Source organism: Rossellomorea aquimaris, assembly GCF_020172085.1.
Taxonomy (GTDB): Bacteria; Bacillota; Bacilli; order Bacillales; family Bacillaceae_B; genus Rossellomorea; species Rossellomorea aquimaris_E.
The window spans coordinates 326530-350681 of sequence record NZ_JAIVAT010000003.1; the positions used below are offsets into that span (position 1 = coordinate 326530).

General features: G+C 43.8%; 21 protein-coding genes. 20 read left to right on the top strand and 1 reads right to left on the bottom strand.

The genetic code is table 11. The features are described from left to right. Positions 1–39: 39 nt before the first annotated feature. The 8 genes from dnaE (at position 40) to LCL96_RS02410 (ending at position 11319) form a co-directional block, all read left to right on the top strand. Positions 40–3390 carry a DNA polymerase III subunit alpha gene (gene dnaE, locus LCL96_RS02375; RefSeq protein WP_224939887.1) on the top strand — a complete coding sequence of 1117 codons (3351 nt, stop codon included), beginning with the start codon at positions 40–42 and terminating at the stop codon, positions 3388–3390. A 161-nt stretch (positions 3391–3551) separates the two neighbouring features. Beyond that, entirely contained in the window at positions 3552–4790 is a 1239-nt protein-coding gene (locus LCL96_RS02380; RefSeq protein WP_224939888.1) for an NADP-dependent malic enzyme, read from the top strand. Then, positions 4787–5446 carry a FadR/GntR family transcriptional regulator gene (locus tag LCL96_RS23370; RefSeq protein ID WP_263628041.1) on the top strand — a complete coding sequence of 220 codons (660 nt, stop codon included), beginning with the start codon at positions 4787–4789 and terminating at the stop codon, positions 5444–5446. Before LCL96_RS02380 ends, LCL96_RS23370 begins: the two co-directional genes overlap by 4 nt. A 134-nt stretch (positions 5447–5580) precedes the next feature. After that, positions 5581–6450 (top strand): acetyl-CoA carboxylase, carboxyltransferase subunit beta, encoded by an 870-nt coding sequence (gene accD, locus LCL96_RS02390; protein ID WP_224939889.1) that lies wholly within the window; start codon positions 5581–5583, stop codon positions 6448–6450. Beyond that, entirely contained in the window at positions 6444–7424 is a 981-nt protein-coding gene (gene accA / locus LCL96_RS02395; RefSeq protein ID WP_224939890.1) for an acetyl-CoA carboxylase carboxyl transferase subunit alpha, read from the top strand. Before accD ends, accA begins: the two co-directional genes overlap by 7 nt. 321 nt (positions 7425–7745) lie before the next feature. Beyond that, positions 7746–8705 (top strand): 6-phosphofructokinase, encoded by a 960-nt coding sequence (gene pfkA / locus LCL96_RS02400; protein WP_224939891.1) that lies wholly within the window; start codon positions 7746–7748, stop codon positions 8703–8705. Positions 8706–8735: 30 nt separating this feature from the next. Further along, positions 8736–10496, top strand: coding sequence for a pyruvate kinase (gene pyk / locus LCL96_RS02405; protein WP_224939892.1), 1761 nt, complete (start codon positions 8736–8738; stop codon positions 10494–10496). Positions 10497–10932: 436 nt separating this feature from the next. Continuing rightward, positions 10933–11319 carry an FxsA family protein gene (locus tag LCL96_RS02410; protein ID WP_224939893.1) on the top strand — a complete coding sequence of 129 codons (387 nt, stop codon included), beginning with the start codon at positions 10933–10935 and terminating at the stop codon, positions 11317–11319. A 35-nt stretch (positions 11320–11354) separates the two neighbouring features. Here LCL96_RS02410 and ytvI read toward each other — a convergent pair whose 3' ends face one another. Continuing rightward, complete coding sequence (gene ytvI / locus LCL96_RS02415; protein WP_224939894.1) at positions 11355–12461, bottom strand: sporulation integral membrane protein YtvI; 1107 nt, start codon at positions 12459–12461, stop codon at positions 11355–11357. A 158-nt stretch (positions 12462–12619) separates the two neighbouring features. On the opposite strand from ytvI, the gene LCL96_RS02420 reads away from it, so the two are divergent. From LCL96_RS02420 to hflC, 12 genes are all read left to right on the top strand, one after another. Beyond that, a complete protein-coding gene (locus LCL96_RS02420; protein WP_224941264.1) occupies positions 12620–13078 on the top strand; it encodes a DUF441 domain-containing protein in 459 nt (152 codons plus the stop codon). Positions 13079–13396: 318 nt separating this feature from the next. Then, positions 13397–14515 carry a citrate synthase gene (gene citZ, locus LCL96_RS02425; RefSeq protein ID WP_224939895.1) on the top strand — a complete coding sequence of 373 codons (1119 nt, stop codon included), beginning with the start codon at positions 13397–13399 and terminating at the stop codon, positions 14513–14515. A gap of 116 nt (positions 14516–14631) precedes the next feature. Beyond that, positions 14632–15903, top strand: a complete 1272-nt coding sequence (gene icd, locus LCL96_RS02430) for an NADP-dependent isocitrate dehydrogenase (RefSeq protein WP_224939896.1) — start codon at positions 14632–14634, stop codon at positions 15901–15903. A 77-nt stretch (positions 15904–15980) separates the two neighbouring features. After that, entirely contained in the window at positions 15981–16919 is a 939-nt protein-coding gene (mdh, locus tag LCL96_RS02435; protein WP_224941265.1) for a malate dehydrogenase, read from the top strand. A 244-nt stretch (positions 16920–17163) separates the two neighbouring features. Further along, on the top strand, positions 17164–17535 hold the full coding sequence (locus LCL96_RS02440; protein ID WP_224939897.1) for a DUF2089 domain-containing protein: 372 nt from the start codon (positions 17164–17166) through the stop codon (positions 17533–17535). Beyond that, entirely contained in the window at positions 17535–17921 is a 387-nt protein-coding gene (locus LCL96_RS02445; RefSeq protein WP_224939898.1) for an SHOCT-like domain-containing protein, read from the top strand. The genes LCL96_RS02440 and LCL96_RS02445 overlap by 1 nt, the downstream gene beginning before the upstream one ends. 3 nt (positions 17922–17924) lie before the next feature. Next, positions 17925–18194, top strand: a complete 270-nt coding sequence (locus tag LCL96_RS02450) for a hypothetical protein (protein WP_224939899.1) — start codon at positions 17925–17927, stop codon at positions 18192–18194. A 303-nt stretch (positions 18195–18497) separates the two neighbouring features. Continuing rightward, positions 18498–18974 carry a MaoC family dehydratase gene (locus tag LCL96_RS02455; protein ID WP_224939900.1) on the top strand — a complete coding sequence of 159 codons (477 nt, stop codon included), beginning with the start codon at positions 18498–18500 and terminating at the stop codon, positions 18972–18974. A 219-nt stretch (positions 18975–19193) separates the two neighbouring features. Beyond that, entirely contained in the window at positions 19194–19913 is a 720-nt protein-coding gene (locus LCL96_RS02460; RefSeq protein WP_224939901.1) for a response regulator transcription factor, read from the top strand. Then, positions 19910–21679: a two-component system histidine kinase PnpS gene (gene pnpS, locus LCL96_RS02465; protein ID WP_224939902.1), complete on the top strand. Its 1770-nt coding sequence runs from the start codon at positions 19910–19912 to the stop codon at positions 21677–21679. Before LCL96_RS02460 ends, pnpS begins: the two co-directional genes overlap by 4 nt. 300 nt (positions 21680–21979) lie before the next feature. After that, entirely contained in the window at positions 21980–22942 is a 963-nt protein-coding gene (gene hflK, locus LCL96_RS02470; protein WP_224939903.1) for an FtsH protease activity modulator HflK, read from the top strand. Next, a complete protein-coding gene (gene hflC / locus LCL96_RS02475; RefSeq protein WP_224939904.1) occupies positions 22935–23870 on the top strand; it encodes a protease modulator HflC in 936 nt (311 codons plus the stop codon). Before hflK ends, hflC begins: the two co-directional genes overlap by 8 nt. Positions 23871–24152: the final 282 nt, after the last annotated feature.

Here is a 24152-nt window from a genome sequence, read left to right on the forward strand (position 1 = left end):
CTATAATAAAAGTATATTGAGAAAAAGGTTGTGCATAACATGTCATTTGTTCATTTACAAATAGCGAGTGCCTATAGTCTCTTGTCTAGCACGATTTCGATAAATGGACTTGTACATAGAGCGAAAGAATACGGGTTTAAGGCGCTTGCCTTGACCGATAAAAATATGATGTATGCCGCCATCCCTTTTTATAAGGCGTGTGTCAAAGAAGGCATCAAGCCGATCATCGGATTGACCGCGGATATTGCCTCTGAGGAACGTTCCCATCCACTTGTTCTCCTTGTGAAAAATCAAACGGGCTATCAGAATCTATTGAAAATCTCGAGTGCCATCGGGGCAAAGTCGAAGGATGGCCTTCCCTTAAAGTGGCTTTCTTCTTATAGTGAAGGGTTGATTGCGATCACCCCGGGAATCAATGGTGAGATTGAGAGTCTGTTGTTAAATGGTGAAACAGAAACAGCAAAAGAATGCATCCGTACTTATCAGCAGATGTTCGGCCGGGACTCTTTTTATTTGAGTATGCAGAACCATGGCTTGTCTTCTGAGGATTCTCTTATTCCATTACTCCAGCAGTTATCGGATGAGACGGGAGCAGAACTCGTCGCTACCAATGACGTGCAGTACCTCGACCAGGAGGATCATTTTGCCCATGAGTGCATGGCGGCGATTCGCGATGGAGTGAAGCTGTCGGAAGATGACCGGGACGTACTGGAATCACAGGAGTTTTACTTTAAAAGTAAAGAGCAGATGGTGGAGTTATTCTCTGACCATGTTTCGGCTCTTGAGAATACGATGAAGATTGCGGACTGCTGCCACCTGACCATTCCGTTCCATCAGCAGCTCCTTCCTAAATATCCTCTGCCTGAGGGAGTGTCTGCCCTCCAGGAACTGACACATCTTTGTGAAAAAGGATTAAGTGAGCGTGTCCAACCGGTATCCGATGAGTACATCGAGCGACTGGATTATGAGCTTGAGGTCATTGGACGGATGGGGTTCAGTGATTACTTCCTGATTGTCTGGGATTTTATGAAGTACGCAAAGGAAAGAAAGATCCTGACAGGACCGGGACGTGGATCGGCAGCAGGTTCCCTCGTCTCCTACGCATTGAATATAACGGATGTGGACCCAATCGAGCATCATTTGCTGTTTGAGCGGTTCCTGAATCCAGAACGGGTATCCATGCCCGATATCGATATCGATTTCCCTGATCACCGGCGCGACGAAGTGATTGAATATGTGGAAGGAAAGTACGGCAGTCTCCATGTTGCCCAAATCATTACGTTCGGGACGTTTGCAGCCAAAGCGGCACTTCGTGATACGGGTCGGGTTTTCGGCCTGAATATGAAGGAGCAGGAGCAGGTTTCGAAGCTTGTGCCGAATCAGCTGGGAATCACCTTGAAGGAAGCCTATGAAAAGTCAAAGGGATTCCGCGACTTTGTGACGAGTTCTGATCATTATCAAAAGTTGTTTCAGACGGCTCTTAAACTTGAAGGACTTCCAAGACATACGTCCACCCATGCTGCAGGAGTAGTAATGAGTGAAGCGCCTCTCGTGCAGTGGGTACCGATCCAGGGCAGTGCATCAGGTATTCATTTGACCCAATACTCTATGGATATATTAGAGGAAATCGGTCTATTAAAAATGGATTTCCTCGGACTTCGAAATTTAAGTATATTAGAACGAATTGTGAAGAACGTGCAGATGGGGACGGGTAAATCGTTCTCCATCGATTCCATCCCCATGGATGATGCCAAAACCTTCGAACTTTTGAGTAAGGGACAGACAAACGGGATTTTTCAGCTTGAATCAGATGGGATGCGGAATGTGTTAAAAAGGCTGAAGCCGAATTCCTTTGAAGACATCGTGGCGGTAAATGCCTTGTACCGTCCGGGTCCGATGGAGAATATCCCGACGTATATCAAGCGGAAGCATGGGGCAGAACAGGTGCAGTACCCCCATCCTGATTTGAAACCTATTCTTGAAATGACGTATGGCGTCATTGTGTATCAGGAGCAGATCATGCAGATCGCTTCGAAAATGGCGGGATTCTCCCTCGGGGAAGCGGATCTGCTTCGTAGAGCCGTTTCTAAGAAGAAAAAGGATGTCCTTGATCAGGAGCGGGCGCATTTTGTATCAGGCTCGATCCGTAAAGGATACCGTGAGGACGTTGCCCATACGATTTATGATTTGATTGTCCGGTTTGCCGATTATGGTTTCAACCGCTCCCATGCCGTTGCCTATAGTATGATCGCTTATCAGCTCGCTTATCTGAAAGCCCATTATCCGGCGTTCTTCCTGTCGTCGCTACTGACCTCTGTCGTCGGGAACGAAACGAAGGTGGCTCAGTACATTCGGGAAGCTACACAATATGGGATCGAGATCCTTCCTCCGTCCATCAATAGCAGTCAGTTTGTGTTTACCGTTGAAGGGAAGAATCGGATCCGGTACAGCATAGGTGCGATTAAAGGAATCGGGGCGGCTGCTTTGAAAGAGATCATCCGTGCGAGAAAAGAAAAGCCGTTTCAGGATCTGTTTGATTTTTGCATGAGGGTGTCTTCGAAAACGATCAATCGGAAGATTCTTGAGAATTTGGTGCTCTCAGGGGCATTTGATGAATTTGGGATCGACCGGGCAACCTTGCTAGCGAGTCTTGACGTTGCAGCTCAACACGCGGAGCTTGTAAATCCCGAAGACGATCCCGACTTGTTCGATGAAGAAGAGGCGTTTATGCTGAAGCCTAAATATGTGGAAGTGGAAGAGATGACGATTGATACGAAGCTTCAGTTTGAGAAGCAGGTCCTTGGCCTGTATTTGTCGGATCACCCCGTTTCTTCTTATCGCGCTCTTTTTGAAGAGCTTGGATTGCAGCAGATAGCCGATCTTCAGAAAGCATCGAAAATCAGACTTGGCGGCTATATTACCGGGGTAAAGTCGATCCGTACAAAAAAAGGGGAAGTGATGGCTTTCCTTGAGATCGGTGATGAAAGCGGAGAAATGGAAGCAGTGGTGTTTCCGAATGTGTATCGAAATCATATGCCTCAACTGAAAGAAGGGAATATCCTCCTGTTCGGCGGCAATGTTGAAGAGCGGAACGACAAGCTCCAGTTCATTGTGAATCAGCTGGAAACGTTGGAGGATGTGCAGGCAAGGGTAAAGGAGAGCAGTCAAAAGCTCTACTTGAAAATTTCCGTTGATCAGGATCAAGAGTTATGTATGGAAGGGATTCAACAAGTAATAAGAGATTTCAGAGGGAAGAATCCAGTCATCGTTTACTATGAGCAGGAGAAAAAGAGTGTAAGGTTACCAGACCATCAGTGCATCCGTCCGTCAGAAGAGGCGCTTGAAGAATTATCCCGTATTCTTGGCAGAACAAATGTCATATTAAAATAACATACTTTACTAAAACCATAATTTATATTATTGTTTAATAGAAAAAGGTGGTCTGACCACCTCTGAACTTATTATTTTACTTATACATTTTACATTTAGAAGATTCGCGTGAGTGCGATTCGATCCATAGCATGTAAAAGAATCAAAAGGAGTGAGTCAATTTGTCATTACGTGAAGAAGCTCTGCATATGCATCGAGTGAATAAAGGGAAATTAGAGTCTAAATCCAAGGTGGAAGTCCGGAACGCGGATGACTTGAGTCTAGCTTACTCCCCTGGTGTGGCGGAACCTTGTAAGGTGATTTATGACAAGCCTGAAACCGTCTATGATTACACAATGAAAGGGAATATGGTTGCTGTCGTGTCCGATGGTACGGCTGTACTGGGCCTTGGAAATATTGGACCGGAAGCGGCTCTTCCCGTTATGGAAGGAAAAGCGGTTCTATTCAAAAGCTTTGCAGGGGTCGATGCATTCCCTATTTGCTTGAATACAACGGAAGTGGACAAGATCGTTGAAACGGTCAAGCTTCTTGAACCGACATTTGGTGGCGTGAACCTGGAAGATATCGCTGCACCGAACTGTTTTGAAATTGAAGAACGCTTAAAGAAAGAAACCAATATCCCAATATTCCATGATGATCAGCATGGTACGGCGATCGTTACCGTGGCGGGACTTGTGAATGCTCTCAAGATCGTAGGGAAGAAGATGTCCGAGATCAAAGTCGTGGCAAACGGCGCAGGTGCTGCCGGTATGGCCATCATTAAGCTTCTTTACCGTTACGGTGTAAGGGACATCATCATGTGTGATTCCAAAGGTGCGATTTACGAAGGTCGTCCTGAGGGAATGAACTCTACGAAAGACGAGGTCGCGAAGTTTACGAACCGTGACCATATCAAAGGCGGCCTTTCAGAAGTATTGAAGGATGCCGACGTATTCATCGGTGTATCCGTTGCAGGTGCGTTGACGGAAGAAATGGTTTCCTCGATGAAACAGGATCCAATCATCTTTGCCATGGCAAACCCGGTTCCTGAAATCATGCCGGAGCTTGCGAAAGCAGCTGGTGCCAAGGTTGTGGGAACAGGTCGTTCCGATTTCCCTAACCAGGTAAATAATGTCCTTGCCTTCCCGGGAATTTTCAGGGGTGCACTCGATGTCCGTGCCACTCACATCAATGAAAAAATGAAGCAGGCTGCCGTTGAAGCGATCGCCGCGCTGATCACAGAAGACGAATTGAACGCAGATTATGTCATTCCTGCACCTTTCGATAAGCGTGTAGCACCAGCTGTAGCGGCTGCCGTAGCGAAGACGGCTATGGAAACAGGGGTTGCCCGCTTAAAGGTGGACCCGGAAGAAATCCGTAAGAAAACAGAAGATTTAGCGGTTATCGGGAAGAGTGAATGATGACAGAAGTGAACTCTCTCCATACTCACGCTAAGGTATATATTGGAATTGTTCACCAGCTGAGAGAAATGATATCGAAGGACTGCCTTAAGCCCGGAGATAAGATTCCATCCGAGAGGGAACTGTCCGAACGATTGAATGTCGGCCGCTCTTCTGTCAGGGAAGCACTCCGGGCACTAGAATTACTGGGTCTGATCGAGACACGCAGGGGAGAAGGTACCTTTCTGAGGGATTTCAGGGATCATCACTTGATCGACCTTCTAGGTATGTTCATCCTGCAGGACGACATGGCCCAGGAAGACATCCTTCAAACAAAGATGATGATTGAAAAAGAAGCATTAAAAGCCATGTTTTTAGAAGAAAAAAAGACTGATTCCTTACGGGAGAAGGTTTCTGAATGTGAGAACCTGGACGACGCGTTCAGGGAGATCGTGATGATCAGTTCAAACTACTTATCCCAACGGATCTGGAATATACTGAATGATTTCGAAACGTTGATCTGTGGTGAGAAAAAGCTCACTGCAGCAATGAAGGAAGAGTTGATCACTATGCTTTATGGCATTGATCATGGAGAGAAAGAGACTGTGCAAGAGACGTATAAAAGGGTTAGGAAAATTGTCGATGAAGACGCGACAATTTCCAACATCTTTTTTTAAACACTTCCATTAAACTGATAGTCAAGCAGTTTTATATCATGCATTTACTATAGAGAAGCGAATGGACAGCTGTCATGGAAGGGAATATCTTCCCACTGAAGTAGCAACCTGTCATTCGGTAAGGAGGTTTCACCTTGCTAAAGGAACTTTTTAACAAATCGAAAAAGAAAAAATATGCAACGATTCCTTCTGAAGCGGCCAAACATGACGTTCCGGAAGGCATCATGACAAAATGTCCTGATTGCAAAAAAATCATGTATACGAAAGAACTTCAAAAGAACTTAAAGGTGTGCATTCATTGCGGATACCATCATGGTATGAGTTCACCTGAGAGAGTAGATAGTTTTATAGATGAAGGCACGTTCAAGGAGCTTGATCATGACCTGACTTCGGGTAACCCGCTGAACTTCCCTGATTATGAGAGCAAAGTGGAAAAGGACCGTAAGAAGACGGGTATGAATGAAGCCGTCCTGACCGGTTCAGGAAAGGTCAACGGCATTGAAGTGGTGACAGCCATTATGGATTCCCGTTTCCGTATGGGAAGCATGGGATCTGTGGTCGGAGAGAAAATCACAAGAGCCATTGAAGAAGCCGATAAACGGAAGGTTCCGTTCATTATCTTCACTGCTTCAGGAGGGGCAAGAATGCAGGAAGGTGTCCTTAGCTTGATGCAGATGGCCAAGACCAGTGTCGCACTGAATCGTTTGAGCGAAAACGGTGGGCTCTTCATTTCGATCATGACTCACCCGACAACGGGAGGTGTTTCCGCAAGTTTCGCATCCGTAGGGGATTATAACTTCGCGGAACCGGGAGCATTGATCGGCTTCGCAGGGAGACGGATCATCGAGCAGACGATCCGGGAAGATCTGCCGGAGGACTTCCAGACATCCGAATTTTTATTGAAACATGGACAACTTGACGGAGTCATCTCGAGACTCGAGTTAAAAGAGAAAATCGGGACAGTACTTGATATACATCAGTGGGACGGTGATCTGCCATGGTAAATGAGATGGAATTTGAAAAGCCTGTATTTGAGCTCAAGAAGAAAATTGCCGAGCTGAAGGAGTTCACTCAGAATTCAGATGTCGATTTATCAAAGGAAATCGAGAAGCTTGAAAACCGGCTCGCGAAGCTTGAAAATGATATCTACGAAAACATGAAGCCGTGGGAAAGGGTTCAGGTGGCACGCCATCCGAATCGTCCTACTACGCTGGATTATATTAAGTACCTCTTTACAGATTTCATTGAAATGCATGGAGACCGACTATATGGGGATGATGAAGCCATCGTGTCGGGAGTCGGGAAGTTTCACGATGTCCCTGTCACGATCATCGGTCACCAACGAGGGAAAGATACGAAGGAGAACATTCGCCGTAACTTCGGGATGCCTCATCCTGAAGGCTACCGTAAAGCCTTGCGCTTGATGAAACAGGCGGACAAGTTCAACCGTCCGATCATTTGCTTCATCGATACGAAAGGTGCTTACCCAGGTAAGGCAGCTGAAGAGCGCGGACAGAGTGAAGCCATTGCGCGTAATCTTGTTGAAATGGCTGCCCTGACGGTTCCCGTCATCTGCATCGTGATCGGTGAAGGCGGTAGTGGCGGTGCTCTGGCACTTGGAGTCGGTAACCATATTCATATGCTGGAAAACTCCACATACTCCGTTATTTCACCTGAAGGGGCAGCAGCCATCCTTTGGAAGGATTCCACCCAGGCGAAACGGGCGGCTGAATCCATGAGGATTACGGCCCCTGACTTAAAGGAACTTGGTATCATCGATGACATCATCACGGAAGTGAAAGGCGGAGCGCATAAAGATGTTGAGGAACAGGCTCACTATATCAATGACGTTCTGAAGAAGTCATTGAAAGAATTGGTTCCAATGAAGAAGGACGAATTGATTCAACATCGTTATGAAAAATTCAAAGCGATGGGCGAATATTCCGTTTTAAATGATTTAATCGGGGTAAAATCATAACAAACCATGGACTGACAAATAGGAATGACCTTTTGTCAGTCTTTTTCATTCAATTTCGAAGGATTGTGTCGGTTTTTTGAAGGTTTTAACAATTAAAACGCTTCCATTTAATAGATTATTTCGTCTTTTGAGTTTCCATCTAGTAACTTGTTGAGAACCTTGAACCTTCGTGTTATTTTAGAAATAATCCAAAGTCTATTGGTCCATAATAATGTAATGAATGTAGAACGAAAATTTCCTTTTCTTTGATTTATGTGAAACGATTAACAAGATGTACCATTCATTTACATATAAAGGCATATTTCTTTATGAGGTGATACTATGAAAAAGATTGGTGTATTAACGAGTGGTGGAGATTCACCCGGTATGAATGCAGCCGTCCGTGCAGTTGTGCGTAAAGCAATCTTCATGGACATGGAAGTGTACGGTATTTATCAAGGGTATAATGGATTAATCAACGGGAACATCAGGAAGCTTGAGCTTGGTTCTGTCGGTGATATCATTCACCGTGGGGGAACGATGCTTTATACAGCCCGCTGTGAAGAATTCAAAACAAAAGAAGGTCAGAAAAAAGGGATTGAACAGTTAGAGAAACACGGCATCGAAGGACTTGTTGTCATTGGTGGAGACGGATCTTACCAAGGGGCAAAAGCCTTGACGGAATGGGGTTACCCATGTGTCGGTGTACCTGGTACAATCGATAACGACATCCCTGGTACTGAATATACAATCGGCTTTGATACAGCCCTTAACACGGTTATCGATGCAATCGATAAAATCCGTGATACGGCGACTTCACATGAGAGAACATTCATCATTGAAGTAATGGGACGAAATGCAGGGGACATCGCTCTATGGTCCGGTCTTGCCGGTGGAGCTGAAACGATCCTGATCCCTGAAGAGAAGTTCGATCTTGATGACGTCGTGAACCGTTTGAAGAAAGGACAGGAACGCGGCAAGAAGCATAGTGTCATCATTGTTGCGGAAGGCGTCATGTCCGGGAATGAATTCGCGAACCGCTTTACCGAAGCAACGGGAATGGATACACGTGTCTCCGTCCTTGGTCACATTCAGCGCGGTGGAACGCCGACAGCTGCCGACCGCGTTCTTGCAAGCCGCTTAGGTGCTCATGCCGTTGAACTGCTTTCTCAAGGTAAAGGCGGAAGAGCAGTAGGAATTGAGAAAAATCAACTAGTTGATTACGATATTATTGAAGCACTTGCCAAGCCACATCAAATTGACTTTAACATGTACAGACTTTCCAAAGAGCTTTCAATCTAAATTGTTGTAAGATTTCAGGAGGTAAAGAAAATGAGAAAAACGAAAATAGTATGCACGATCGGTCCTGCCAGTGAGAGCGTAGAGAAGTTATCACAACTGATCGAAGCAGGAATGAATGTTTCCCGCTTGAACTTTTCACACGGTGACCATGAAGAACACGGACAACGTATCGTCAATATCCGCGAAGCAGCTGAAAAAGCAGGCAAAACAGTCGGTATCCTGCTTGATACAAAAGGTCCGGAAATCCGTACAAACAACATGGAAGGCGGAGCTATTGAATTAACTCAAGGTTCAAACGTCATCGTTTCCATGAAAGAAGTACTGGGCACAACTGAAAAATTCTCCGTTACATACGAAGGATTGATCGATGATGTCCATGTTGGTTCTAAAATCCTTCTGGATGACGGCTTAATCGGTTTAGAAGTTACGGAAATCGACAAAGCGAACGGTGAAATCCACACATATATTGCCAACAGTGGAACACTTAAAAACAAAAAAGGTGTAAACGTACCTGGCGTATCTGTGAACCTTCCGGGAATCACGGATAAAGATGCAAGTGATATCGTATTCGGTATCGGACAAGGCGTTGACTTCATCGCGGCATCATTCGTCCGTCGTGCATCTGATGTATTGGAAATCCGTCAATTATTGGAAGAGCACAACGCGTCTCATATCCAAATCATCCCTAAGATCGAAAACCAAGAGGGTGTCGACAATATCGATGAGATCCTTGAAGTTTCTGATGGCTTGATGGTTGCACGTGGAGATCTTGGTGTAGAAATCCCTGCGGAAGAAGTACCATTGGTGCAAAAGCAATTGATCAAGAAATGTAACTCTTTAGGTAAGCCTGTCATCACAGCGACTCAAATGCTGGATAGCATGCAGCGCAACCCAAGACCGACAAGAGCGGAAGCAAGTGACGTTGCCAACGCCATCTTTGATGGTACAGACGCAATCATGCTTTCTGGTGAAACTGCTGCAGGTTCATACCCTGTAGAAGCAGTTCAAACAATGCATAACATCGCATCCAGAGCGGAAACGGCGCTGGATTATGATACAATCCTAGCTGCCCGCAGCAAAGACAGCGAGCACAATATGACAAATGCCATCGGGCAATCCGTCGCATACACGGCTCTTAATCTTGATGTAAATGCAATTGTGGCTCCGACTGAGAGTGGGCACACAGCACGCATGATCTCGAAATACCGTCCGAAAGCACCAATCGTAGCGGTGACAGGTACGGATTCTGTATCACGCCGCCTGGCGCTTGTCTGGGGCGTACACCCTACATTGGGACGTAAAGTGACAACAACAGATGAAATGCTTGATATGGCTGTTGAAGAGAGTGTCAACTCAGGTATGACGAAGCACGGAGATCGCATCGTCATCACAGCAGGTGTTCCGATTGGTGAAACAGGAACAACTAACCTGATGAAAATCCACGTAGTGGGCGACGTCGTGGCTAAAGGTCAAGGAATTGGCCGCAAGTCAGCTTACGGTAAAGCAGTAGTGGCAACCACTGCTGAAGAAGCTGTGAAGAACACGACTGAAGGTTCAGTCCTTGTAACCATCGGCACAGATAAAGAAATGATGCCTGCATTAGAAAAATGTTCTGCCTTGATCGTTGAAGAAGGCGGACTGACAAGCCATGCAGCCGTTGTTGGAATTAACTTGGGAATTCCTGTTGTGGTTGGTGTTGACCATGCCACTTCACTATTCAAGAATGGCCAGGAAATCACAGTGGATGCTACACATGGCGTGATCTATAATGGGTATGCCAGTGTATTGTAAGTAGATATATGTGGGAAACCAGAGTCTTTATGGGCTCTGGTTTTTTTGTTTGTGTTTGGAGTGTGGTATGTGGCGTGGTGTTCACAATTTGGCACAATTATTGTTGGAAGTGGCCCGATTAATAGTGGTTTTGGCCCAATTAGAGAGGGAAGTGGCACAATTAACAGTGAAAGTGGCCCAATTCCGTTGGAAAGTAGCTGCATAGATTTGGGAGAGTGCCGCAACAAACGTTCAAACTGCCGCAACGAACGCCGAAAGTGCCGCAACAAACCTTGAAACTGCCGCAACAAACGCCAAAACTCCCACAACTAAAACCAAATCCCCTACAACACCCAAATACCATTAAAACACCCCAAAATCCCTCTCATAATACACAAACAATCTAATATGCTATAATAAAAGGAAGCAAGTACTAAACCAAATGGAGGAATCCATCATGAGATATATGCTTTTACTATTGATTATCATACCCGCACTAGAAATCGGCTTATTGGTTCTTTCCGGACAAGCCATTGGTCTAATTCCGACGGTATTACTGATCATTTCAACAGGGATCCTGGGAGCCTACCTGGCAAAGAAGCAGGGAATCGAGACGATCAGAAAAGCGCAGCGTGATATGCAGTACGGTCAATTGCCGGGTGATGCCATCATGGATGGTTTATGTATCCTTGTCGGTGGGGTTGTCCTATTGACACCGGGGTTCATTACAGATGCCATTGGTTTCCTGCTGTTGCTGCCGGCCACGAGAAAAATGTTCAAACCATTCATCTACCGATTATTCAAACGCTGGATCAACAATGGAAATGTGATCATCTACCGATAAAGAAAAAAAGCACTGCTCGCGAGCAGTGCTTTTTTCTATTTTACCCCCATGATGAATTTCCACGTATCTTCGAACACACCAGCCCGCTTCAAAGTAGATAGAATTACGAGTACTACAGGACCGACGATCAGTCCTAAAAATCCGATGAGTTTGAAGCCGACAAATAGGGCTATCAATGTCGCAAGGGGATCGAGCCCGATGCTTGAAGAGAGTACCTTTGGCTCCATGATCTGCCGTTGGACGACGACGACCATGTAGAGGACTGACAGCCCGATTCCGAGGCCTACATTGCCCGTGATGAACTCATAGGCAATCCAGGGAACGAATACAGCGCCCGTCCCAAGATAAGGCAGGATATCAACGAGGCCAGTCACGAGTGCAATGGTGATGGCGTAATCTACTCTGAGGATGATTAATCCAATCAGCACGATAATGGCGGTGATCGAGATGAGAGTAAATTGAGCCCGGATGAATCCGAACAGGGCGCGCTTTAAGTCAATGAACACTTTTCTTCCGCTGCTCATCGCTTTCCCTGGAATGATTTTCTCCGCTTTAGCGGATAATGTATACCAGTCCTTGCTGATGAAAAACGTAGCCAGCGCGGCGAATATCAGGACGGATGCGGCATTCGGGATCCACGAGATCAGCTGTGGCAGTTTCGTGAAAAAGTTCTGCAGAAAATCTCCTGCTGATGTGGCAATTTTCGTTCCGGCTGTTTGGATATTCTCGAGTATCGTATCCTGTTGTCCGGCTTCAAGATTTTTGAACATACCGGCAAGCTGATTGTAGAGCGGGATGACCTGTCCAACAATGATATCTTCTGCGTATGTAACGAGTGTTTGCACGTGCTTAGGCAGTTCTTCTGCTAAATAATTGGCTCCGGAGACGATTTCGGCGATCAATAACGTGATGAGACCTGCAAAAATGGCAACAATCATAATGAGAGATAGGGTGACGGCCCAAATCCGCGGCAGCCATTTTTCAAGTCCATTCACCATCGGATTGATGAGTAATGCGATGGCGACGGCAATGATAAATGGATAAGCAAGTTTCCATATGTAATAGAGTGAAATCAATGAAAGAATGATGATCGCTACAACGACCAGAAAGCGGATCGTTCGATAAACATAATCTAAATTCAAGAGCTTCCCTCCTACCGAGTCTAGTAATTCTATTTTATAAGAGACAGGAAATGAAAGGAAGATTTATTTGCGAAGGTTCAATGATTTTATCAATGATTAAAATAGTTGATATGGTAGGATAATGATTGGACTACATATGAGGGAGACGGGTGAAGGATATGACACAGCCATTTCTATTTTTACTGCTTTTACTGGGAATCGGTCTGATGGCAAAGAATCAATCGATTATTATAGCCGTAGCATGTTTGATCGTACTAAAATTGCTGGGCCTTGACGAGAAAGTATTTGCGTCTATTCAGTCGAAAGGGATCAATTGGGGTGTTACTATCATTACAATTGCGGTACTGGCACCGATTGCAACGGGAGAAATCGGATTTAAGGATCTCTTTGATTCGTTGAAGTCCCCCTATGCATGGATTGCCCTTGCCTCTGGGATGGCTGTTGCTTTGATTGCGAAAAACGGATTGATTTTATTGGAAGATGATCCCCACCTTACGACGGCATTGGTCCTTGGAACCGTCTTAGCCGTGGCGGTCTTTAAAGGCGTTGCTGTAGGTCCGCTTATCGGGGCAGGCATTGCTTATCTTGCGATGAAATGCTATGAGTTTTTTCTTTGAAGAGTTGCTCGGGATCATCCCGGGGGAGTTCTTTTTTCGGCTGGTTTATTTTTCTAGAAAAATAATTTTTATAGAAATTGGTGCGTTTTCATTCACAAAAGTCAGATAATTGTTTATAATAGGAAATGTAAGCGCATCCCAAGCTCTCGTGTTATCATAGAAGAGCCGGGAATCATTTTTTGTATAGGAATTGAGCAATCGCTCAACGTGTTTCTTTACGTTCTATTTAAACAAGCCTACTAGATTTAATAGATCGTTTTGTAGGGTTTTATGCTCATATGAAAATGGGTAAAAGATTAACAAAAGGAGAGGTTTATTATGACAGCAACTCGCGGATTAGAAGGAGTTGTAGCAACGACATCGTCCATCAGCTCCATCATTGACGATACTCTTACATATGTTGGCTACAACATTGACGATTTAGCAAACAATGCAAGCTTCGAAGAGGTTATCTACTTATTGTGGCACCTGAAGCTTCCTACTGCCTCCGAACTTCAAGAATTTACAGAACTATTGGCTGCAAACGCTGAACTTCCAAAAGAAGTCATCGAACATTTCAAAATGTATGACATCAAAAAGGTTCACCCGATGGCCGCTTTACGTTCTGCTGTATCTTTACTGGGATTATATGATGACAAAGCAGATGTGATGGAAGATAAGGAAAACTATTTGAAAGCTGTCCGCCTGCAAGCGAAGATCCCTACGATCGTTACAAGCTTTGCACGTATCCGCAACGGTCAGGAACCGATTGCACCGCGTAAGGATCTTGGCTTTGCCGCTAACTTCTTGTACATGCTGACTGGAAAAGATCCTGAGCCTGTTGAAGTTGAAGCGTTCAATAAAGCACTTGTTCTTCATGCGGATCACGAGTTAAACGCTTCCACATTCACAGCTCGTGTTTGTGTAGCGACTCTTTCCGATGTGTATTCAGGTGTTACTGCAGCAATCGGAGCTTTAAAAGGGCCTCTTCACGGTGGTGCGAATGAGCAGGTTATGAAGATGCTTACTGAAATCGGTTCTGTGGATAAAGCAGAAGAATATATCCTGGACAAGTTAAACAAGAAAGAAAAAATCATGGGCTTCGGTCACCGCGTTTACCGCCAAGGGGATCCACGTGCGAAGCACCTGAAAGAAATGTCTAAAAAATTAACTGAATTAACAGGACAAAGCAAATACTACGAAATGTCCGTCAAAGTAGAAGACGTATTTACGTCTAACAAAGGCTTGCCGCCAAATGTTGATTTCTATTCAGCATCTGTATACCACAGCTTAGGCATCGATCATGACCTATTCACTCCGATCTTTGCTGTAAGTCGTGTATCCGGCTGGTTGGCTCACATCCTGGAACAATATTCAAACAATCGCCTGATCCGTCCTCGTGCTGATTATGTAGGGCCTGGCAAGCAGGAATATGTTCCGGTTGATCAAAGAGGTTGATCATCGATATTTACAAATAGTAAAAATATTGGTGTAATAATAAGAGAAGGGGAATGACTCAACATGGGTAAGGTATGGGTCATCCCCTTTGATAATGAAAAAATGGAGGTTACATAATGACACAAGGTGAAAAAATTACAAACCAGAACGGCCAACTTAATGTGCCAAACAATCCAATCGTTCCATTCATTGAAGGTGACGGTACGGGTCCAGATATTTGGGCAGCAGCTCAACGCGTCCTAGATGCTTCTGTAGAGAAAGCATATAAAGGTGAACGCAAGATTTCATGGAAAGAAGTATATGCAGGGGAAAAGGCATTCAACAAAACAGGCGAATGGCTGCCAAACGATACGCTTGATGCGATCCGTGAATACTTCATCGCCATCAAAGGTCCACTTACGACTCCTGTCGGCGGCGGAATCCGTTCATTGAACGTTGCGCTTCGCCAGGAATTGGATCTATTCACTTGCCTGCGTCCAGTACGTTACTTCGAAGGTGTTCCTTCACCGGTTAAGCGTCCTGAAGATACAGACATGGTTATCTTCCGTGAAAACACTGAAGATATCTATGCTGGTATCGAGTATGCTAAAGGTTCTGATGAAGTGAAGAAGTTAATCAGCTTCCTTCAAGATGAAATGGGTGTAAACAAGATCCGTTTCCCTGAAACATCAGGTATCGGAATCAAGCCTGTTTCTGAAGAAGGGACAAGCCGCCTTGTACGTGCAGCGATCAACTACGCGATCACTGAAGGTCGTAAATCAGTAACGCTTGTTCACAAAGGGAACATCATGAAGTTCACTGAAGGAGCTTTCAAAAACTGGGGTTACGAGATTGCTGAGAAAGAATTCGGCGATAAAGTATTCACATGGGCTCAATATGACAAGATCAAAGAAGCGGACGGAATGGATGCTGCGAACAAAGCTCAATCAGAAGCTGAAGCTGCTGGTAAGATCATCGTAAAAGATTCTATCGCTGACATCTTCTTACAACAAATCCTTACTCGTCCGGCTGAGTTTGATGTAGTGGCTACAATGAACCTTAACGGAGATTACATCTCTGATGCACTTGCAGCTCAAGTTGGCGGAATCGGTATTGCTCCTGGAGCAAACATCAACTACGAATCAGGACATGCAATCTTTGAAGCAACTCACGGAACAGCTCCTAAATATGCTGGTATGGATAAAGTGAATCCTTCATCTGTCATCCTTTCCGGTGTGCTTATGCTTGAGCACCTTGGTTGGACAGAAGCTGCTAACCTGATCACAAAATCAATGGAAAAAACAATCGCTTCTAAAGTCGTAACGTATGACTTTGCCCGTCTGATGGATGGAGCAACAGAAGTAAAATGCTCTGAATTCGGTACTGCATTAATCGAAAACATGGAGTAATATATAAACAAAGGATGGGGTGCTTCGTAACGGGGCACTCCTTCCTTTACATAAAGAGAAGAATAGGAGGAATCATGATGGCCATTAAACGTAGAAAAGTATCTGTTATCGGTGGAGGTTTCACAGGGGCGACAACGGCACTGATGCTCGCCCAGAAAGAGCTTGGAGATGTGGTATTGGTCGATATTCCGCAAAACGAGGATCCGACGAAAGGGAAAGCGCTTGATATGCTTGAGGCGAGTCCTGTTCAGGGATTTGATGCAAACATTATCGGGACGTCCAATTACGAGGATACGAAGGATTCGGATATCGTTGTCATTACGGCGGGGATTGCCCGTAAACCGGGGATGAGCCGAGATGATCTGGTTCAAACCAATCAAAAGGTCATGAAATCTGTGACGCAGCAAATCGTCAAGCATTCACCCGATTGCTATATCATCGTATTGACGAACCCTGTGGATGCCATGACCTATACGGTTTTCAAAGAATCTGGTTTCCCTAAGGAGCGCGTAATCGGACAATCCGGCGTATTGGATACGGCCCGATTCCGTACGTTTGTCGCCCAGGAACTTAATCTGTCTGTAAAGGATATTACTGGATTCGTTCTTGGTGGTCACGGCGATGACATGGTTCCTCTTATTCGTTATTCATACGCAGGAGGGATCCCGCTCGAGACACTAATCCCGAAAGACCGTTTAGATGCCATCGTTGAGCGCACCCGTAAAGGTGGGGGTGAGATAGTCGGCCTTCTGGGTAACGGAAGTGCTTATTACGCACCGGCGGCTTCACTCGTACAAATGGTGGAAGCCATCCTGAAGGATCAGCGCCGTGTCATACCGGCTATCGCCTACCTGGAAGGGGAATACGGTTTCGATGGTATATACCTTGGTGTTCCGACGATCCTTGGTGGCAACGGCTTGGAGCAAATCATCGAACTTGAATTAACGGATGATGAAAAAGCTGCACTTTCCAATTCAGCAGATGCAGTCAAAAACGTGATGTCTTCATTGGCTTGATTTATTTCATAGGAAACCGGCTTCCGTAATGGAGGCCGGTTTTTTCAATTCTTCAATACGGCAAAATTCAACAGGCTCTTTTGTGAGTCTGTTTCTTATTGGATAAAAGTTATATTGATTTTTTTAATAAAAATATTAAACTATTTAATAAAATTAAATAAATTTATAAATTATTTTTAAATTTATATTCAAAATCAGAATTTATTAGTGTATGATATGAATAAAATATTGAAAGGAGTTTAGTATGGCATATCCATTACTTACGAATTGTCCTGTTTGCAGCAACGCACTTAAAATTACCAAGCTGCACTGTAACCACTGCCAGACTACGGTCGAAAATGAATTTGAAGTATCAAGACTCGCGGCCCTTCGCCAGGAGCAGCTGCATTTTATTGAGGTTTTTCTTAAATGCCGTGGAAATATTAAAGAGGTTGAGAAGGAGCTTGGGATTTCTTATCCGACTGTCAGAGGTAAATTAGATGAAATTATCTCTGCAATGGGGTATTCCAGTCAAAAGAAACCGGATGTGGATAAGAAGAAAATTGTATCGTTATTAGAGAAAGGCGAAATTACTGCAGAGGAAGCCATTCAGTTACTAAAAGAGGGGGAAGTATAATGAAGGATGAAATTTCAAGGGTTTTGACGCTTGTAGAAGAAGGAAAGATTGATAAGGAAAAAGCAAGTGAACTGATCACTGTTCTACAAGGTAAAGATCAGCAGGAACTCGTGACAAAAAAAGAAGTTCCATATGGAAGTAAAATGTTGAAAATCCGCGTGAACTCCGAAGAAGGAGATAATGTGAATGTAAATGTGCCGATTAATTTGGTAAAGGCCGTTTTAAAAGTAGGTACAAATATTGCTGAAAAAATACCTGAGGCGGAAAAATACGTGAAAGATATTAACGTTGATCTCCTTATCGAAGCGATCGAAAATGAATTGGATGGTCAGATTGTCGACATTACTTCGGCCAATGGTGATAAAGTGTTCGTGGTAATTGAGTAATTTATGTTAAAAATTAAGCTGAAACTTAAGGATAAACGATTCTCGATTCCAGTGCCCTATGCGCTTTTACATTTGGCTAGTTTCATCATTACCTCAAAAAAAATCACTCGCCTACTAAATAAAGCCATTGAAAAGGATGGCAGCAAATTCATCTTTCCGGAAATAGATAGAGAAGACTTGAAGCCATTATTAGAAGGACTTTCTATGCACCGTGGATTAACCCTCGTTGAAACGAAATTGAAGGATGGAACAGAGGTAGTAGTGAAACTTTAGAACCTCCTTTAAACTTTATCCATAGATAGAGAGTGTGAAGGACACATTCTTCGCTGACCCAAGAGCTGAAGGTAAGGTGGATGACCTCCAGCTTTTTTTGTTCTTTTCACTTCTGGTATCGATCAAATCCCTTCTACTCCTGATTATGACTCTTTCCTATTTTTTCATCAAAAAATAAACACTACACGGGTAAAAACTCTTTGTATGGAAACCATATAAATGTTAAAATAATAATAGACAGACAATAAAAACAATTTTTATTATTTAAAATTGTAATCGTTTACATACGTGGGGGTGCTTCTTATGTTATTAGGTAAAAAGAGAAAATTGGGAAGAAAAATTGAAGAAATGACGGTCGGCGAAAAGCTGACATTAACAGAGAAAATCGAAGACAATGAATTGCTTCTATATCTTGGACTCACCAACGATGCCAATCCATTATACATTCAACACGATTACGCCTCACAAACACCGTTTAAAAAGCCGATTGTTCCATCGATCATGTTGACAGGGATCATCACATCCGCTGTTTCTAAGTATCTTCCGGGACCTGGCTCTCATATCGTAGAGCAAAACATTGAGTTCCCGAAGCCTGTTTACCATTACGCAACGGTGCAATTCCTGTTTGAAGTAACAGAGGTGAATCCGGACAACCACCTGGTAACCATATTCGTAACGGCAACGAATGAAGATGATGAGAAGGTGATAAACGGTACGATCAAGGTTTGTCCACCTCACCGTCTGGAGAAAATGAATAGTCATGCGTTAGAGAACTTCTAATGACGGAAAAGAGCTATGTGACCATAGCTCTTTTTTTATGCATGAAAAATGATAAAAAATGATGGCGAAGCGCATCCTATTAGAATGGTAGAAGAAAACTAAAAAGTGTTAAATCTCTTTAAATGATGGTAACCCTCAAGATTTATATTATAATGAAAGTACAATTACATAAATGTTTGGATGTTGGGGTTAATTTTCTTTTGTATGGAGGCACAATAAATGAGCAAAAAAATCTTGGTAGTCGATGATGAACAATCAATCGCAACACTCTTAAAGTACAATCTGGAGCAATCCGGGTATTCGGTTACAACGGCACATGACGGTGAAGAAGGAATGGATCTGGCGATTGAACAAACTCCGGACCTGATCATTCTTGATCTTATGCTGCCTTCCATGGATGGTATTGAAGTGTGTAAGGAATTGAGACAACGAAAGATTAATATCCCGATTTTGATGTTAACGGCGAAAGACGATGAGTTTGATAAGGTTCTTGGATTAGAGCTTGGAGCAGACGACTATATGACAAAGCCATTCAGTCCTCGTGAAGTGGTCGCGAGGGTGAAGGCAATCCTTCGACGCAGCCAGGCGATTCAAGAGGCTGTAGAACCCGCTTCCCAGGAACCGACAGATTACAAGGAAGTCGGTGAACTAAAGGTGTATCCGGAGCAATATGAGGCATATTTCCAAGGAGAATTACTTGAACTGACACCGAAGGAATTCGAGCTTCTCCTATATTTAACCGACAATAAAGGCAGGGTGTTGACGAGAGATCAACTGCTGAGTGCGGTATGGAACTATGATTTCGCCGGTGACACCAGAATTGTGGATGTCCATATCAGCCACTTACGTGAAAAAATCGAATCCAATACAAAAAAACCTACCTATATTAAAACGATTCGTGGGTTGGGATATAAATTGGAGGAGCCTAAAAATCGATGACCAAATTTAGGACAAAGCTACTTTTTGCTCTAATTACGTTGATCATCGCTGTTTTAATTGGACTTGGTCTCCTTTTAGGCCAGATTTTCAAGAATTTTTATTTAGATACGTTTAATTCGAGGATCCAGAAAGAAGCAAGACTACTCGCAAGCTCCATTGTAGAGAACGGGGCACCAAAAGACATCAACCCGGACATGATCCAGGAATTAAGTGACATTTTGGATGTGCGGATTACGATATTGGATAAGGCCGGCAAGGTGGTTCATGATACAGAAGCGATTGACTCACTTGTCGGTCCCCAGCAAAAGAGGATTGTAAAGGAAATCCAAAAGAATTGGGACGTCAAGCAGAAGCATAAAAAACTCGTCGCTTCTGGAAATGAATATCGCTATTATTGGTATCCTTTGAAAAATACAAACGATGATATGATGGGGCTTCTCATTATGAGTACCGAGGTGGAAGCCCTTGAAAAAGGTACGCAGCAAATCTGGTTCGTATTGTCCATATCACTCGGTCTTGCCTTGGTTCTCATCATCATTTTGGGATCGAGGATTACAGTCAGGTATACAAAGCCCATTGAATCCGCGACAAATGTGGCCATTGAGCTTGCCAAGGGAAATTACCGAGCGAGGACCTATGAAGACCGGCTCGATGAAACGAGTATGTTAAGCACCTCGATCAATATTCTGGCGAGAAACCTTCAAGAGATGGTGAATGCCCAGGAAATGCAGCAGGACCGCTTAACGACCCTTATTGAAAATATGGGAAGTGCTCTTCTTCTGATTGACCATCGAGGATTCGTGGTGTTGACGAATCGGACATTCAGGGATTTCTTCAATCTCCAGGAAAGCCAGCTGAAAAAAGTACGGTATCATGAGGTGATTCACTATCAGGAAGTGAATAAACTCGTGGAAGAGATCTTCATGACAGAAGAGAGGTTAAGAAAACAGATCCTCCTTCCCCACAAACTTGACCGAAAACATTATGAAGTGTACGGTGCGCCGATCATTGGGAACAATGATGAATGGAAAGGGATTGTCGTCGTTTTCCACGATATCACGGAGCTTAAAAAGCTTGAACAGATGCGTAAAGATTTCGTGGCGAACGTATCACATGAGCTTAAAACGCCGATCACCTCCATCAAAGGGTTCTCCGAAACCTTGTTGGACGGGGCAATGAATGATCCTGATACGTTAAAATCATTTTTAGACATCATCCTGATGGAGAGTGACCGGCTTCAATCCCTTATCCAAGATCTACTCGAATTATCGAAGATCGAGAAGCAAGGGTTTGAGCTGTCCGTTCAGAAAGTAGAAGTGGCTGGTCTGATAGAAGATGTCATGCCGATATTAAATGAGAAAGCCAAATCAAAGGATATTTCCCTTCAGACGTCCTTTGACTCAAGAGGGATGGCAGAAGTGGATTCATACCGACTGAAGCAGGTCTTCATCAATTTGATCTCAAACGCTATTGTATATACGCCAAAAGACGGAAATGTTGTGATCACCGTTCAAGATGATCCTGACAATGTATATGTAAGGGTGAAAGATAACGGAATTGGTATCAGTCCTGAAGAGCTACCGAGAATCTTTGAACGATTCTATCGTGTGGATAAAGCGAGAAGCCGTAATTCAGGCGGGACCGGACTCGGACTCGCGATTGTCAAACATATCATTGAAGCTCACGAGGGTGATATAGAAGTGGAGAGTGAATTGAACAAAGGTACGACATTCACTGTCTCTTTGAATAAACATTTTTCATCCTGACCCAAGATAAAGAAAGATTAGTTAGTTTTCACTTATTTTACATTGTCTTTACAATAGATTTAAATACAATTAACAATCAGGTGATACGATACTAAGTGAAACCCCTTCATCCAAGGTGTTATGAAAAGGCGAGAACCAACCCCGTTCTCGTCTTTTCGCATTTTTATTTTTTGGAAACGCTCTCTTTTTGGGTAGACTCTCTGTCACCTTCTCTTAATCTTTTTGAAACCTTTTTGTCTTATGTTCGTATATCTTAGTAGGAAGAAAATAAGATATAGAGATAGAAAAGGGAGGGTGCATATGAGTTTGAAGCGTGTTTATATGGTAGCAGGAATGGTATTGGCGGCCATCATCTTAATCGTTGTATTACTAACTTCCTGGTATACCGTTGACGAATCAGAACAGGCACTGGTGTTGACGTTCGGGGAAGCCGGGGAACCGGTTGTAGAGCCGGGACTGCATTTCAAGATGCCGTGGCCGATGCAATCAGTGGAAGTACTGTCGAAAGAAACCTTCAGTCTTCAATTCGGATATGAAGAAAAGGATGGAAAAATCAAAGACTTTCCGAAAGAAACCAAAATGATCACCGGGGATGAATATATCGTTCTTGCCGACCTTGTGGTGCAATGGAAGATCACGGATCCGGAAAGCTATTTATTCAACTCGGATAATCCAAAGGAAATTCTTTATGACGCCACATCATCTTCACTAAGAAGCATTATCGGTAGTTCATTGATCGATGATGCCTTAACTTCTGGGAAAGCCGAGATCGAGGCGGATGTAAGAGATTTATTAACGGACTTGATCGATGATTATGATATCGGAATATCCATCCTTGCAGTGAAATTACAGGATGTTGAGCTGCCGAATGCGGAAGTTCGCTCAGCCTTTACAGCCGTGACGGATGCAAGGGAAACAATGAATACGAAAATTAATGAAGCAAAAAAATATCGGAATCAGCGTACAAATGAAGCCCAAGGGGAGAAGGATGCCGTCATCTCCAGAGCAAAAGGGGATAAGATTGCGCGTGTGGAGCAGGCACGTGGTGATGTAGCTGTATTTGATAAGCTCTATAATGAGTATAAATCAAACCCTGAGATTACAAGAAAGCGTCTGGTATTGGAAACACTTGAAAATGTCCTGCCGGATGCAGAAGTTTATATTATGAAGGATAGTGGAGAAACGTTGAAATACTTCCCTATCCGCCAGCTGGAAAATGGAAATGCACCAGTGAAACAGGAAGGAAGTGATGAGAATGAGTGATCAGAACGTCTTTGATATCCAGGCAAAGAAAAAGGAGCCTGTGGAGTGGAAACGCTACACAAAATTAGGGATCTTCCTTGTTATTCTCATTGCGGTCATTCTCATCCTGTTTACGAGCCTTTTCATTGTGAAAGAGGGAGAGTACAAAGTCGTCCGTCAATTTGGAGAAGTGGTAAGGATCGACAAGGAGCCGGGCTTGAAATATAAGATTCCGTTCATCCAGTCGGTGACTACACTACCAAAACATCAAATGACGTATGATGTCACGGAAGCTGAAATCAATACGAAGGATAAGAAACGGATGCTTATCGACAACTATGCCGTTTGGCGGATTGAAGATCCTCTTAAAATGATCAAGAATGCAAGAACGGTGGTCAATGCTGAAACAAAGATGGAAGAGTTTATTTACTCGGTCGTTCGCTCAGAACTGGGACGTTTAGAGTATGAAGAGATTATCAATGATGAAAAATCATCACGTGGAAGTCTCAATGATAAAGTGACAGACAAAGTAAACGAGCTATTGAGTCGGGATGGATATGGAATCGTCGTGGAGGACGTTCGTATGAAGCGTACTGATTTGCCTGAAGCGAATGAGAACTCCGTCTATACGCGGATGATTTCAGAGCGTGAATCCAAGGCACAGGAGTACTTATCCAAAGGAGATGCCGAAAAGCAAAGGATTACGGCTGAAACAGACCGAGAAGTGAAGGAGCTCCTTGCTAAGGCCGGAGCAGATGCCAATGTGATCCGGGCAGAAGGAGAAGCTGAAGCTGCGCAGGTTTACAACAAGTCGTTCTCGAAAGATCCTGCCTTCTATGATTTATATAAGACGCTTGAAACGTATAAGAAAACAGTGGATGATAAAACGGTTATCATTCTACCGTCGGATTCCCCTTATGCAAGGCTGTTGATGGGGTATACGGAATAAGTGAAGAAACTCTTGGGGAGTGGCGTTGTCCATTCTTCAAGGGTTTTTTTGTTCTGGTTTTATGAGTGCGTGAAGGATACGTTTGTTAGTCTTTAGTTTACTTTTGGCACAAGTTTCGTTGAAAGTGGAACAAGTATATGGGAAAGTGGCAGGAGTTTCGCAAAAAGTGGCACAAGTTATCAAAGCGCTGCACTAGTTAATCCAGTATTTAGTCAAATTACTAACGGCATTTCGGTAATTAACTTTATACAGTATTGAAGTTTTTCCAGATTGCAGGCGAAA

Excerpts from the sequence above, each read along its gene's own strand:
- dnaE (WP_224939887.1), top strand. The coding sequence starts at position 40 with ATGTCATTTGTTCATTTACAAATAGCGAGTGCCTATAGTCTCTTGTCT.
- LCL96_RS23370 (WP_263628041.1), top strand. The coding sequence starts at position 4,787 with ATGATGACAGAAGTGAACTCTCTCCATACTCACGCTAAGGTATATATT.
- accA (WP_224939890.1), top strand. The coding sequence starts at position 6,444 with ATGGTAAATGAGATGGAATTTGAAAAGCCTGTATTTGAGCTCAAGAAG.
- pfkA (WP_224939891.1), top strand. The coding sequence starts at position 7,746 with ATGAAAAAGATTGGTGTATTAACGAGTGGTGGAGATTCACCCGGTATG.
- pyk (WP_224939892.1), top strand. The coding sequence starts at position 8,736 with ATGAGAAAAACGAAAATAGTATGCACGATCGGTCCTGCCAGTGAGAGC.
- LCL96_RS02410 (WP_224939893.1), top strand. The coding sequence starts at position 10,933 with ATGAGATATATGCTTTTACTATTGATTATCATACCCGCACTAGAAATC.
- LCL96_RS02420 (WP_224941264.1), top strand. The coding sequence starts at position 12,620 with ATGACACAGCCATTTCTATTTTTACTGCTTTTACTGGGAATCGGTCTG.
- citZ (WP_224939895.1), top strand. The coding sequence starts at position 13,397 with ATGACAGCAACTCGCGGATTAGAAGGAGTTGTAGCAACGACATCGTCC.
- icd (WP_224939896.1), top strand. The coding sequence starts at position 14,632 with ATGACACAAGGTGAAAAAATTACAAACCAGAACGGCCAACTTAATGTG.
- mdh (WP_224941265.1), top strand. The coding sequence starts at position 15,981 with ATGGCCATTAAACGTAGAAAAGTATCTGTTATCGGTGGAGGTTTCACA.
- LCL96_RS02440 (WP_224939897.1), top strand. The coding sequence starts at position 17,164 with ATGGCATATCCATTACTTACGAATTGTCCTGTTTGCAGCAACGCACTT.
- LCL96_RS02445 (WP_224939898.1), top strand. The coding sequence starts at position 17,535 with ATGAAGGATGAAATTTCAAGGGTTTTGACGCTTGTAGAAGAAGGAAAG.
- LCL96_RS02450 (WP_224939899.1), top strand. The coding sequence starts at position 17,925 with ATGTTAAAAATTAAGCTGAAACTTAAGGATAAACGATTCTCGATTCCA.
- LCL96_RS02455 (WP_224939900.1), top strand. The coding sequence starts at position 18,498 with ATGTTATTAGGTAAAAAGAGAAAATTGGGAAGAAAAATTGAAGAAATG.
- LCL96_RS02460 (WP_224939901.1), top strand. The coding sequence starts at position 19,194 with ATGAGCAAAAAAATCTTGGTAGTCGATGATGAACAATCAATCGCAACA.
- pnpS (WP_224939902.1), top strand. The coding sequence starts at position 19,910 with ATGACCAAATTTAGGACAAAGCTACTTTTTGCTCTAATTACGTTGATC.
- hflK (WP_224939903.1), top strand. The coding sequence starts at position 21,980 with ATGAGTTTGAAGCGTGTTTATATGGTAGCAGGAATGGTATTGGCGGCC.
- hflC (WP_224939904.1), top strand. The coding sequence starts at position 22,935 with ATGAGTGATCAGAACGTCTTTGATATCCAGGCAAAGAAAAAGGAGCCT.